The sequence below is a fragment of the Paenibacillus nuruki genome, assembly GCF_001721045.1.
Lineage (GTDB): Bacteria > Bacillota > Bacilli > Paenibacillales > Paenibacillaceae > Saccharibacillus > Saccharibacillus nuruki.
Genome location: NZ_MDER01000102.1, coordinates 1 through 12,244, shown reverse-complemented (window position 1 = coordinate 12,244; position 12,244 = coordinate 1). Strand labels below are relative to the sequence as shown.

Here is a 12,244-nt window from a genome sequence, read left to right as displayed (position 1 = left end):
GTTCAAAAGATGTCAAATTCTCAATGGATTTTTGCTATGAAAAAATATGATAAGGATTTTAAACTTAAAGATTGGAGAATAGGAGGTGCTGAAGAATTAGCTTTTTTATTGAATAAAGAAGTTATAAAAGAACCAGAACGTTTTATCAATTTATTTGAAAAATTAAATTTTGAAATAGATTTAAATTATACGATTGCCTTTTTAAATGGATTAGCAGAATCTATTGTTTCAAATGAATCTTTATTTAGAGCGATCCGATTCTTAGAAGATTCAAAAGAAAAATTTATACAAAGAACGATAGCAAAAATAATTGAAAAAAGAGGTGCTGAAGATACACCAAAACAAATTATTAATCTTTTAGAGTCTTATCTGTATAGCAATAATGAAGAAGAGCTTATCTATAAAGATGATCCTTTAACTGGATACTATAATTCAGTAAGAGGATCTGCAATGCAGGCTCTACTAGAAATATTTAGTGATAATGAGGTTAAAAGATGGGATATATTACATTTTGCTTCTAGTAGCTCAGATATTTATCTGTTAGCTGGTTGTATTTATGAATTGAAATATATGATTTCAATCGATAAAGAGCGTGCTTTAAATTTATTTGAAAATATAGTAAAAGATAATTATCAATTATATTTTACGAGTGAGACTGTTACATTTCTCAAATATATAATGTATAAATTAGATGATAAATTAATTTCTCATTTACAAATTCTATTTAAAAGTACTGATTCAGAGATTCAAGAAGAAACAGCAAGTTTAATTGCTGTAGCTATAATGACACCTAGCATTTGTGAGAATGAACATGTACAACAATTATTGAATCAATTATTTGAAACTTCTTTGAATGGTTCTATTTCACAACGAAAAGGAATGATTAAAACAATTTCAAATAATATTATAGATTATCCATCTCCTATAGCATTGAGTGCGTTTTATCATTTAATGAATGATAACGATAAAGAAGTTCTTCAACTTTTTAGTAGCTTTTTGATTTATATCAAAACAAAAAAAGTTATATTAACTTCCTCTATTCAGGAGATGATATTTACACTAATTAAATCAAAGGCTAGTGAATACGTTGGTTTCACTTTCGCCAGCACTTTGCTGGAATATTCCGTAAAAAATCCAGAATGGACACTATTGACAATAAACACTTGGCTAGAAAGCTCTTACAGTAATGAATCAAAAAATTATTCATATTTAGATATTGATTATCTTATTCGTGCAGTAATGAAAATTTATAACTTCCCTACTTCTACTGAGGATATGAAGAAAAAAAGTATGGATATATTTGATATAATAATGCAATCCTTTTCTAAAAGCGCTCAACGTTTACTTACTGAATGGGATCGGAGGTAAATATTATTTATTTTCTACCAAGTGATATGAAATATATTTATAAATTAATAATTCTTGAAATTCATTTTTTTATAGGTATGTATGAAATCACTTTGATTATATAGGGGATATGAGAATGAGCGAAAATATGTCAGATCAGATTCGAAGAATGCATAGTCAAGGTATGTCTACAACAAAAATTGCTCAAACCTTAAATATTAGATACCAACATGCTTATAGGGTTATTCACTATAAAAAAAGTGTGTCTATAAAATCAGCACTCAAAGCTATTAAAGTTTCTAAAGGTAAAAAAAAGAGTATTAAGATGTTTGATCGCATGAATTATCAAGTTAAACGAGGCATGATGGAACTCTTAACGATCCAAGATCTCAATGAAAAAGAATGGAATGAAATTAAAAATTTTTTCAATAATAAATGTGCTTATTGTGATATTGAAGATACAGGTGATAGTCGCAATGGTTTGGTAGCAGATCATCTTATTCCTGCTGCTAACTATGGTAATTATGTAACAGGAAATGTTATTCCTGCATGTCATGATTGCAACGATAGGAGAGGTAAGCAAGAGTGGGAGACATGGCTTTTCCTTCATTTCCCACAAACCGCAGTAAAACGATCTAAAAATATTAAAATTTATTTAAACAAATTTCCGTATACGCATCACTCTAATCCTATTGAGAATTTGGATATCGAAGATCAAAATGAATACAATAGTATTTTGCAAGAATGGGATATTCTCTTAAACAGAGCAAAAAATCTGAGGAATAAATTAAAAAATCCTCACTAAATAAAAAAGCCGCTTAGTAAATTATTTACTAAGCGGGCTTTTTCATGTGATTAAATAACTCAATTTAACTTTTTGCTTTTTCTACCTTCTTTTAATTTATCATAAAAATAATTAATTAGATAACTTAGTAAGAAACAAGTCACTATAGCGCCTATAAGCGACAAAAAGTCTATAAAGAAATTTGATGATGCTAGAGTGAAAAAGTTTGATTGTTCTCCAATGCTACTATTCCTAAATATCAAAAATGGAAACATCCATCCGAATTCAGATTCGTATAAAGATCCAACTTTTTCTGTGGATACTGGGAAGATTAACGAAATGATGAAAATAATAACAGCCGTAGTGACTAGCCTTTTATTCTTTAGAATATCCATCATTAGTAGCCATTAGTTATCTCGTCTATGAATAGAACGCTAATCTGCTTTGTAGCAGATAATGGAGTTTTTGGTATACCATAAGTTAAAAGACCTTTTGCTCTAATATAGGCTTTCGTGCCTCTTGCCTCGAATGATCCACTTTGCGGTTTATATGTTGATAAAGCAACACCTTCTTGCCAGCTATCTAAAACTCTTCCTGATAAAAACTCGCTTCGATCATTAGCGACATTGACATTAAATAAAATGTGCATAAAAACTTGTCCCAGAGATGGAACACCAACCCATACTGTACCTTCACGGTTTAAGTAAGTTACATAACCTTTTTCTTTAGAATCTACACTTTTAATATCTACAGTTTTCGTTTCAATATTTGAAGCATCTTTATAAAAACCCTCTAAGTATTCTTTCAGTTCATTATCATTATAAGCCGAAATTTGATTCACATAATCTTCAGTCCATTTGCTAGTATCTACTTCAATAGTGCTATCTACATATTCTTTATTTAATTCTGTCAAAGTCGATTCAACCCTTTGTAATTGCTTGGTAGAATCGGTCTCCGCTGCATTAGCTGTTGTACTTGCTGAAGTAAAGGTTACTGGAAGTACAAGAGCTAGTGATAGTGCAAATGATATTATCTTCTTCATGTAAATTCCTCCCTTTTTTAGATTAGGTTACATACTAACACTCAAAAATGAAAACGTCAAATTTAGATAACATCTTATTTGAAAACGTTAAGTTCATCAAAGTATAAAATAAAGAGTGGATTTAATTTTTTGACTTAACAAGGATGTCCGCGATTTAAATCAAATTAGGCTATTCATTAATTCGACAATCACATTTGAGCTGCTATACATTGATAATAAATACAAGTGGATAGGAGAATAGCTAAATGGAGGATACGTATACTGGTGTAGATGGATTGGAAAAGGCTTTACTACTTTGGGCTGATATTACTGGCATTTCCCCGGAGAAGACAAAGGGCATGTTTACAATAGAACAATCGAGAATTATAGATATGAATAATGAACTTACAGAATCATTAGCTTATGATCCAACTAAAATTACGACTATTATGTTATTAGAATGTTATCTAAAGGATTTTATAGATAATCGTTCTTTAAGTCTGCGATCCATAGTGGAAGATACAAATTTTATGCAAGAATATATCAAAAAAATTAAGCGACTGATTAGCATCCTTTCATCTGAAGATATATTAAAAATTAAAAGTGAATTTCAAAAGAATATAATTTCTTCACTTAACCATTATGGGGTTACAAACTCTAATACATTTGAAATGGTAAATGATATGACAGCTTTAGCCTTTCTTCGGCGAGATGCTTTTAAATCTATCCATACCTTAGAATGCCATCAATTTTTACAAGGAACTAGAGAGGATAACAAGCCTTTGTATCACCAAGATGTATATCAGTTTTGGGATATTAATAGTCTGATTTATTTATTAGCTCAATCTCCATCAGGAATTTGTCTTAGTCTTATTAAAGATCCGATGGATTATTCTTCTTATTTTGTTTTTGGAATCAGAAATGGAGGAACCATATCTATCCTAACAGATAAAGATCGTGAGTCTCATCCGTTACAAAAGTATACGGCAAGACGACCGGATCGCGATTTAGCTTCACGAATGTGGAAGCATCATTTTCCTTATAGTGTAATGGAAATTGAAATAGAGAATAATGGACGTAGTGCTTATAGTAAGGAAAAAAAGCAAGCTGAGGTAATTTCTTATCAAACTGAATTTATATCTATCAAAAAGATTTCTGATTTAGAGTCAAATGAAATGATTTGGCTATCAATGGTATTCTCTCAAATTGAGAAGAAGTTTTGGAAAGAAGCATACCAGCTTCCAGAGTTATCATATACTACAGATATGATAACTCAAAAAAAATCATACAAGTGGCTCAAGAGCTCCCAGGTATAGTTGAAGATTATAAGCCTCTAGAAGCCCCATTAATAACTACTTCTGTACTAACTGATCCTAGCATGGATTTAGATTGGGATTACCCTGCTGAGGGCATTAATAGCTGGATGGAGAAAAGATATAACGATCTAGTAAGTGATGAAATTTTGAATCAAAACGGAAAAAATGATAATAAAATATTAATAGGTGAAGCAGATCAATCTGATGAATTAATTACATCTTTGCAAGGACATTATAATGAATTTGATATTAGTACAAATCATTTTCTAGTCGTGGATAAAGATACTTTTTGGAATTTTAATGTGTTTGGAGATAGTGTATATAAAAGATCTATAGAATTAAAATCCGCAGACCCTTCAAAATTTGGTACTAAAAATGAAATTTTGCGCGAGCAACGATGGTTTGCACGATATAATCAGGCTTCTATAGTTAACTATGCTGCTCAACAAGAATTTGTACAGCGTAAATCTGAAATGATGGATTGGGTAAGAGAACGTATTTATAAAAATTTAGATTTTTTGTATCAATCTATTGCTCAAGGAGAATTAGAGATTATTAAACCGAAAAATAAGAGTTCTAATTATACTTTCATGAAAGATAATATATTTTCTATGTGTATGAGTAATAGTAAAGATTCCAATCAAATTAAGATATGGTTTTCAGAAATCCAAATTTGCGATCGCAAAGAAGAATATACTAACAACTACTATTGTAAGAAGAATGGCACTTTAGCAACCTTGAAAGCAATATTTTCGCCAGAAGTACCTTTAGATTTAGCGGTACTCTGTGGATGCAATGTCGAAGAACTTCCTGATCTTTTACAGGTTTGGAGAGCTCATGAAGAAAGATCAAGTTATAATCATAACATTAACCGTATCGATCCTATGGACTGGTTGCCTAAGAATCCTTGGATCAAGTTAAATTTGAATATAGTCATTCATCTAAGTAAACGGGGATATACTCAAATATGTAAATCTCATAATGCTAAGCCTCATCGTTTTTGGAAAGAAGATAATGTATAATTTTTTTAGCCAATAAGTATATAGTTGCAGTAATCTTTATAGATTTAAAGTATAAAATTCTAGGAGGATGAATATTATGTCTATGTATGCCTTTAAAGATGAAGAAAGAAAAATAAAGGTTCTAGCTCGCGATGCTTATAGAGAAAATAAAGCAGTACGCTTGTATTGCCCTAATAAAAAGTGTGACGCTCATATGTATATTTGTAGTAGAGAGGGAAGCTCTTCATTTTATTTTCGTGCCAGCAGCACATATGGACATATAGAAAATTGTCGTTACGGAGTAGGGAACGGTTTTAATCCAGAAAAGTTTAATGAAGCAACATTTGATTTTACTCAAGCGCTCTCTAATTTAACAACTACCAGTACACCTCAAACAAAAAAATTACATCCTGGTACTCACAAAGAAGGAGACTCTACTTTAAAACCGCCTCATACCATACGGCAAATATATGATATGTGTACACAACATCATTACTTGGATACTTACAATGATATTGTGATTGGCAAAATGCTTCTTTATGATGAAAGTATTGATCTGTATCCAAATGATACAGATGTAACCGGTTGGAGACTCATTGAAGCAACTCGTTGTAAACCTAAATTTTACAAGCCAGGTGAAACAAATATTTATTTAGTTACCTCGCTATATAAAAAAAAATACCATTTTGTATTAAAGTTTAACGATGGAAACCTTTATACAACGATGCAAAAGGAGATTTTTGGGAATAAGGATAATAAAAATCTCAAAATCATTGTAGCCGGAGAATGGAGTCATTTTACTACTGAAAATAGAAATGTGGAAAACAAATTCACTGCTACTATATTAAGTAAAAAACAATTTAAAATCATGATATAATTTGGTACTTATTTATTTTTGTTTAGAACTAATATCGCATAAACTAAAGAAAGCAACATAATATCTATGAATGTTATCTTTGTAATTAAATTTCAATATAAATGAGGAATCAATATGAATGAACTAGAAGAGAAAATAAGTGAACTTTTTGATGGTATGTATACACGTTTATCAGTTGAAACATCAAATGATAAGAACAAACAACCAAAATGGGCAGGTAATGTTACATTAACTACCGGGTACAATTTAAGTATACTGGTTAGTGATTGTACTATCGAATTTTCAGAAACAGGAACCACAAGATCTAATAATTGGGTCATACGATTGGAAGTAGATATTAATCAAGACATGATTAAAGAAAAAAGAGAGACAATCATCCATAAAAAAATAAATGAATTATTTGATAGTTTCTTTCCTAACCTTAAAATAGCTGTTTTAAAAGAGAATATACTTGAAGGAAGAGTTTGGAATGGTGATTTGTTAGATGGCATTGAGAGCTATGTGAAAGAATTGAATCAACCTTTCCCGATTCAAGTTGATCGCAAAATTCTTAATCTTAGCTCTGATATAGAGACTATTATTGAATCTAAAAATCTCCCACCTATAACACATAACCCTTTTTATTTTATTGATCTTATTTTTAAAACAGATGAGTATTCGTGTATTTTAACATTACCTTATTCTGACCCCTTAAACGATAAAGTTGTTGCAATAGTAGTATCAACGCTTGATGATATGATCGCAACCTTTTCAGAACTAAAATGTGTGATGCAGTAAAGGCTACATCAATTGTTTACATTTCTTAATAAGTGCCATCCACCTATTACAAACTGGATGGCATTTTGTTTTTAATTTTAACAACGGATACCGAGAAATTTCCTTTCTAGCGGTTTGTTCGGCAGTTTCGTAAATAGTATTTATGTGTCTCCTCCTGATTTTTAATCTGACAGGATAGGGTTATTGCGCCTTTACCCTGTCGCTGGCTAGGTGGTGCGGCATAACATCGTTTGCGCGTAGGAGTCGTTCCTGGAAGGGCGAATTTGCGCCTTTTGACACGAAGCTTAGAACTAACTACATAGATGAATTTCTGGTAGCACTATGGGGGAAGTCAAAAGGTGAAAGTGAGTATTAAATAAAAAAAGAACCGCTGAGGGCGGTTCTTCTCAATGCCGTATTCTATTCATCTTTTAGGTTGTACGCTCCGTGACCGGTGTGAAGCGACAGCCATGAACGTACTGCAGCTTGGTGGTTCCAGCACGAAAGCGTTAACTGTAGTAGTTATCGGGTGGAGTAACCGGACAGGGGGGCGCGTAGTAAACGTTAATCGGCGTTCTTTACCGGGTTACGGTCACTAGCGTGAGCCCATTTATTGAATCGGTAAGTCGATCTGTTCTATAAGTTCAGAAAGACTTGATCCAGAAATGGTATCAACAGTTCCTTCTTCTTCAGTTTCTAAGTACAAGCCGTTGCTTACGTGAAATTTATGGGTGTAGTCTTGCTTTCCAACTAAATTGCTTTCAACCTGAACATTATCCTGATTAGTAATAATTAGAGAAAATGGTTCAATTGCTCCATAATAATTATTAAGCTTATTGTCTTTTTTCAAGAAGAGTAGATATTTTTGACCGGCAGTAGGTTCAATAAAACGTGGATCATCTACTTTTACTTCTTGTGTCTTTCCTTCTTCTAATTCGACTTTAATCATTTCAGAAGCTCGATGATTAACTTTAATCTCTTTTTCTGAAAGGTTCCCCTTTAATACGTTTTCTACCTTAAATTTATAAAGTCTTCCTTCAGTATATTTTTCAGAACTTTCTTTTAAAGGGTTCTCAGGATTACGTGACATATTCCATTTTTCATACTCATTTGAAGTATATTCACCACTTATCACTACATCAGCTTCACTAGCCATTTCTTGAATTGTACTCGCAGTGGGAAAGTCATAACTTACATTTATTTGTGAAGTTTCTTCTTGAGGTGCTTTTTCGGTAGCAGCAGTTAATGAATTCCAACCAATTGTTCCTGCATACAGTTGTTTCATAGTTTGAACATCATATGAAGTTGGATAGTATAAGTTATTTCTGTTTCTTTCATTATTCATTATAGAATTTTGTGAGTTGTGCGCTAAACCCATCGAATGACCAATTTCATGCACAGCCACACTTAAAGGAACATTGGTATTTACATTATTTGAATTACCAGAATTAATCTCTCCCGTAAAACTAGTTACTATATTGGAGGAAGAATATCTTGTGGTCATACGCCCATATAAGCCTGTTGACTCATAAAATTCTCCAAGTGTATTTGCGGAATTAGAATGTTGGTAAATGTTCATACCTTTACCATTCCATGAGTTGACTGCACCAGTCCACCCATTTTTAAAAGTTGTATTGTTGAAATTTGGTGCCCATTTGTAAGTCATATCTTTTGCAAAATAACGCCATTTTTCAGTTTCATTTGCTGAAGCAGTTCGAACTGCTGTCATAGAAGCTGTGGAAACTAATGCTAAACTTAATAAAGATACTAAAAACACTTTTCCTTTTCCCAAAAAAATCACTCCTTAGTATGATATAATTGGATTTAAAATCCAATATTTTATATAATAGCATTTATTTATGTAAATTCAAAAAAGAGGTGATTAAATGAAATATCTTTTATTTGTATTTTTAGTTTTAATGGTTGGATGCCAGGATGTAAACTCTGGAACTCATATTAGTAGAAGTTCTGTTGAAGGTGTAGCAAGTCATATACTTAGTCAAAATCCAGATGCAGATCTCTTTGTTTTTGAAGAAAGAATTTATTTAAAAAAAGATAATGTAGATACTTCAAATATTACACGTGGAGAAATAGCAGGGGAAATTGAAAGTAATCTGAGTCCAAGCTTAACATTCGAAAATTTATCTGCAACAAATATCCCAATAAATACGAAAATCTACAAATTAAAAAATGAGAACTCACTTGATCGTTTAATCGCAGATGTTGATGGAAAAGTGATTTTATATCAAGTAGCAGTAGAAGGCTAAATGAACTTTTGTTTATTAAGTAATTTAAAAATATCCCCTTTGTGAGGGGTATTTTTAAATTACTGTTAGTCAGCGTTCTTTGTCGGATTTACATCATTCGGGTGCGAATGGGTTTATACATAGAACGTTCCATGCGAATCCTCGATATTGTATATAGATACGCACCCAGTGAGGCCATCCAAACCTATAGCATTGGCAAATCATTCTTCACTACACTTCATTTCGAACGTATTTTTGGCTCTGTCCATGACGTGGCTATAAGCCTTAAACGAGAAACCTATAAGGAAACTGAGACTGCTGCTGGCTGAGAAAGTCTGTATTTCTTTGCGATCGATTACTGATATTATAGAGGTGTAGTTATTAAATAATTATACTTGAGGAAAAATCACGTTAGTGCAGGAGATGTTTTGAATATGGATGAAATATTAGAGTATTTACCTGAAGAAGTACCTGACCACTTATTTACTCAAAATAAATTAAGTCGCATGGGATTAAAGCCAATTGCTGAATCGGTTGCTTGCGTTTCTTATCCAGAACAAAAACGGAAATACAAGTTATTCAATATCCATAAAACTCAGCAACGGAAAAAACAAAAGAAGGGTCTTTCTTTAGTTCAGAAAGATGCAACGATCGAACAGATTCTAGATGAGCGTAGCCATGAGATAGAAGTTAGACGTATACAGAAAGGGGAAACTTCATAAAGTTTCCCCTTTCTGTCATAAATCTATGGAGTTTTAACTATCGTAAGAACGCAGTTCTTGATCGTAAGTTCCTTTTTTATTTAAAATAAGAGAAGGCGCTGTTTTTCCTTTTACAATAATTCTTTCATGGTCATCTAATATATATGTTAAATAATATTTTTGGTGATATATATTTCCAAGCGTATCCTTAAATGAAATCGATAAAGGCTTGGTAGTATTAAATTCGAAGATAGGAAGAATAAGAAGTATATTGAGTTGATCCAATGGTTTTAAAAAATTTTTGTAGCTAAAATGAGAACTTTTTGAATCTCTAAATACAAAAGACTGTTGGTATTCTCCAAAAGAAATAACAGCAATCTCAACAGCAAGATTCTTTCCTATATTCTCTAGCACACAAGAAATTTGTTTGAAATAGTCCTCATCCTTCTTAAAATAATTATCATCTGCATCACTATAAAGCTGTTGAGTAAGATCATGTTGAACGACTTTACTATGTAAAAATCGTTTTCCCTTTGTCAAGCGGACTTCATTGATATGAAAATTGAGATAGGGTAGATTTTGTACTCGCTGATTTTCTAGATCTTTTTTACGATTTTCATCAAATGTCATAGAAAAAATCCAGATTGTTACGGAAGCGCTGATAAATGTAGCAAACATACTACCATAAAAGGCGATCCAGCTGTTAGGTTGCAATGTATGGAACATAGATAAAAAAGGAAGGGATAACAAATAATAAACCATTACGGCCAAACAAATGCTACAAAGTAAAAGAAGTGCTATAACATTGAAGATCACAGCAGTAGTTTTTTTTTCTCTAATTTGTTCTTTTAAATTAAATAAAAAAAGTAATTTCTTAAACATAGAAGTCTCCTTTAATAAAGGCAAATGGAACAGACTACAAAGCTATATAAATGTATACACTAGCGCGATCTACGATAAAGTAGAAAACACCGGTTGCCATTAAAGAAAAGAAAAAACAGCTCTCTATACAAGCATAGATTATTTTCTTCTACTAAATAATAATTTTAGTAAACGAATTGGATATCTACTTAGACTTTTAAGTGATTATTTCGGTACTCATCCTTGATTAAATTTTCATTTATAGCCAATAATCACTTCTATTGTGAATGTATAGAATTCATTTCATAAGATATTATACTCAGCAACGAGGCTATCAAAGTGTTTTATAGACTCCTCTTTTAAATACTGAATTATTTCAACCCTAGAAGAATCAAATTCATTTCCAATACTATAGTCAATCAACGTGGCTTGCTTAGCCGTAGAATCCCAAAATAAATGCTCTAATTTGAAGTCTACATATGACCAGCCACTATCGGAAATTGACTTAACTAGAATTTCATATTGATTACGTATTTCTGTCAATTCTTCTAAAGTGAGCGATTTATTACGAATCAAGTCTAAAAGACTCTCTCCTGGAGCTTTCTCCATGATTAAGAAATCTCGTTTCTCATAAATATAGAGTTTAGGTACAAATGGATTGCCTTGAAGATGAAGAAGTGCTGTAATATCAGCATCCGATTTCCCACGTTTCATGAACTCCTTATACACTAAATTATTAAGGTCATCCATAAAAATAATCGCTCGTTTATCAGAATTGGAACGATCATCGTGTGGATCTTTAAACATTACGAAATTTAAAAGATCAAAGTTCAGCTTATTGCCAGGAAACATTGATTGTACACTTTGAGGTAGAGAATAAAATTGCTGTGTCTTAATCATATTAAATCTCCTCCAGAATTATGTAATTATTATTTTCTTCAACTATTTTACTATTTTATGCTCCAACATTCTTCTATTTTAACGCGGTGATCAGCGAAGTGTTCTTTAATTCGTATTATAAGCATAATATATTTTATTACAAAGGGGTATAGATAAAATGGATCTTAACAATAGATTAAAGCTTATAGAAGATTCTACAAACTATTATATTATTGATTTTTCTAATAAAGATTTCCGAAGGTTATCTTTTGTATTCTACCATTATGAAATAGTAGAATACAAAAACCTGATTATTGAGTTAAATAGGGAAAGATATGCTTGTGATACTTATGAAGCAAAGGAATTATTTATAGATAAATATAGACAAATTTACTTATCTTCAAGAAAGACGTATAGACGTATTCTAAAACAATTCAGAGAGGATAGAGTAAAGA

15 protein-coding genes are annotated in these 12,244 nt (G+C 31.6%); 11 read left to right on the top strand and 4 right to left on the bottom strand.

From position 1 onward, the window contains the following. Both PTI45_RS23155 and PTI45_RS23150 read left to right on the top strand, forming a co-directional pair. Nucleotides 1-1,368 (top strand): hypothetical protein (locus PTI45_RS23155; RefSeq protein WP_217492703.1); only part of this gene is annotated, 1,368 nt, incomplete at its 5' end. 115 nt (nt 1,369-1,483) lie between these two features. Further along, on the top strand, nt 1,484-2,152 hold the full coding sequence (locus PTI45_RS23150) for an HNH endonuclease (protein ID WP_069329953.1): 669 nt from the start codon (nt 1,484-1,486) through the stop codon (nt 2,150-2,152). Nucleotides 2,153-2,528: 376 nt separating this feature from the next. Here the strand turns inward: PTI45_RS23150 and PTI45_RS23140 are convergent, their stop codons facing one another. Further along, entirely contained in the window at nt 2,529-3,173 is a 645-nt protein-coding gene (locus PTI45_RS23140; protein ID WP_069329951.1) for a hypothetical protein, read from the bottom strand. A gap of 245 nt (nt 3,174-3,418) precedes the next feature. On the opposite strand from PTI45_RS23140, the gene PTI45_RS23135 reads away from it, so the two are divergent. The 5 genes from PTI45_RS23135 to PTI45_RS24585 all read left to right on the top strand — a co-directional run bounded on the left by PTI45_RS23135 (nt 3,419) and on the right by PTI45_RS24585 (nt 7,701). After that, complete coding sequence (locus PTI45_RS23135) at nt 3,419-4,468, top strand: hypothetical protein (RefSeq protein ID WP_069329950.1); 1,050 nt, start codon at nt 3,419-3,421, stop codon at nt 4,466-4,468. Beyond that, complete coding sequence (locus tag PTI45_RS23130; RefSeq protein WP_069329949.1) at nt 4,444-5,490, top strand: hypothetical protein; 1,047 nt, start codon at nt 4,444-4,446, stop codon at nt 5,488-5,490. Before PTI45_RS23135 ends, PTI45_RS23130 begins: the two co-directional genes overlap by 25 nt. Before the next feature lie 76 nt (nt 5,491-5,566). After that, nucleotides 5,567-6,346, top strand: a complete 780-nt coding sequence (locus PTI45_RS23125) for a hypothetical protein (protein WP_069329948.1) — start codon at nt 5,567-5,569, stop codon at nt 6,344-6,346. A 114-nt stretch (nt 6,347-6,460) separates the two neighbouring features. Further along, nucleotides 6,461-7,123, top strand: a complete 663-nt coding sequence (locus tag PTI45_RS23120; RefSeq protein ID WP_069329947.1) for a hypothetical protein — start codon at nt 6,461-6,463, stop codon at nt 7,121-7,123. Between the two features lie 449 nt (nt 7,124-7,572). Beyond that, nucleotides 7,573-7,701, top strand: coding sequence for a hypothetical protein (locus PTI45_RS24585; protein WP_281181709.1), 129 nt, complete (start codon nt 7,573-7,575; stop codon nt 7,699-7,701). An 11-nt stretch (nt 7,702-7,712) separates the two neighbouring features. Here the strand turns inward: PTI45_RS24585 and PTI45_RS23115 are convergent, their stop codons facing one another. Beyond that, nucleotides 7,713-8,894, bottom strand: a complete 1,182-nt coding sequence (locus PTI45_RS23115; RefSeq protein ID WP_069329946.1) for a matrixin family metalloprotease — start codon at nt 8,892-8,894, stop codon at nt 7,713-7,715. A gap of 94 nt (nt 8,895-8,988) precedes the next feature. On the opposite strand from PTI45_RS23115, the gene PTI45_RS23110 reads away from it, so the two are divergent. The 3 genes from PTI45_RS23110 (at nt 8,989) to PTI45_RS23105 (ending at nt 10,070) form a co-directional block, all read left to right on the top strand. Continuing rightward, the gene (locus tag PTI45_RS23110; protein WP_069329945.1) at nt 8,989-9,369 is read left to right on the top strand and encodes a hypothetical protein; all 381 of its coding nucleotides are present in this window, start codon (nt 8,989-8,991) and stop codon (nt 9,367-9,369) included. Nucleotides 9,370-9,410: 41 nt separating this feature from the next. Then, on the top strand, nt 9,411-9,677 hold the full coding sequence (locus tag PTI45_RS24660; protein WP_425415590.1) for a Y-family DNA polymerase: 267 nt from the start codon (nt 9,411-9,413) through the stop codon (nt 9,675-9,677). Nucleotides 9,678-9,782: 105 nt separating this feature from the next. Next, complete coding sequence (locus tag PTI45_RS23105) at nt 9,783-10,070, top strand: hypothetical protein (RefSeq protein WP_069329944.1); 288 nt, start codon at nt 9,783-9,785, stop codon at nt 10,068-10,070. 33 nt (nt 10,071-10,103) lie between these two features. On the opposite strand, the gene PTI45_RS23100 is transcribed toward PTI45_RS23105, so the two are convergent. Further along, nucleotides 10,104-10,931 (bottom strand): hypothetical protein, encoded by an 828-nt coding sequence (locus tag PTI45_RS23100; protein ID WP_069329943.1) that lies wholly within the window; start codon nt 10,929-10,931, stop codon nt 10,104-10,106. A gap of 282 nt (nt 10,932-11,213) precedes the next feature. After that, nucleotides 11,214-11,810 (bottom strand): protein kinase family protein, encoded by a 597-nt coding sequence (locus tag PTI45_RS23095; protein WP_069329942.1) that lies wholly within the window; start codon nt 11,808-11,810, stop codon nt 11,214-11,216. A 157-nt stretch (nt 11,811-11,967) separates the two neighbouring features. On the opposite strand from PTI45_RS23095, the gene PTI45_RS24420 reads away from it, so the two are divergent. After that, a partial coding sequence (locus PTI45_RS24420; RefSeq protein WP_217492702.1) for a hypothetical protein occupies nt 11,968-12,244 on the top strand: 277 nt, incomplete at its 3' end.

What these genes read in the sequence shown, in the direction of transcription:
- PTI45_RS23125 (WP_069329948.1), top strand. Translation starts at nt 5,567, where the DNA reads ATGTCTATGTATGCCTTTAAAGATGAAGAAAGAAAAATAAAGGTTCTA.
- PTI45_RS23100 (WP_069329943.1), bottom strand. Translation starts at nt 10,931, where the DNA reads ATGTTTAAGAAATTACTTTTTTTATTTAATTTAAAAGAACAAATTAGA.
- PTI45_RS24585 (WP_281181709.1), top strand. Translation starts at nt 7,573, where the DNA reads ATGAACGTACTGCAGCTTGGTGGTTCCAGCACGAAAGCGTTAACTGTA.
- PTI45_RS23150 (WP_069329953.1), top strand. Translation starts at nt 1,484, where the DNA reads ATGAGCGAAAATATGTCAGATCAGATTCGAAGAATGCATAGTCAAGGT.
- PTI45_RS23140 (WP_069329951.1), bottom strand. Translation starts at nt 3,173, where the DNA reads ATGAAGAAGATAATATCATTTGCACTATCACTAGCTCTTGTACTTCCA.
- PTI45_RS23110 (WP_069329945.1), top strand. Translation starts at nt 8,989, where the DNA reads ATGAAATATCTTTTATTTGTATTTTTAGTTTTAATGGTTGGATGCCAG.
- PTI45_RS23105 (WP_069329944.1), top strand. Translation starts at nt 9,783, where the DNA reads ATGGATGAAATATTAGAGTATTTACCTGAAGAAGTACCTGACCACTTA.
- PTI45_RS23120 (WP_069329947.1), top strand. Translation starts at nt 6,461, where the DNA reads ATGAATGAACTAGAAGAGAAAATAAGTGAACTTTTTGATGGTATGTAT.
- PTI45_RS23095 (WP_069329942.1), bottom strand. Translation starts at nt 11,810, where the DNA reads ATGATTAAGACACAGCAATTTTATTCTCTACCTCAAAGTGTACAATCA.
- PTI45_RS23135 (WP_069329950.1), top strand. Translation starts at nt 3,419, where the DNA reads ATGGAGGATACGTATACTGGTGTAGATGGATTGGAAAAGGCTTTACTA.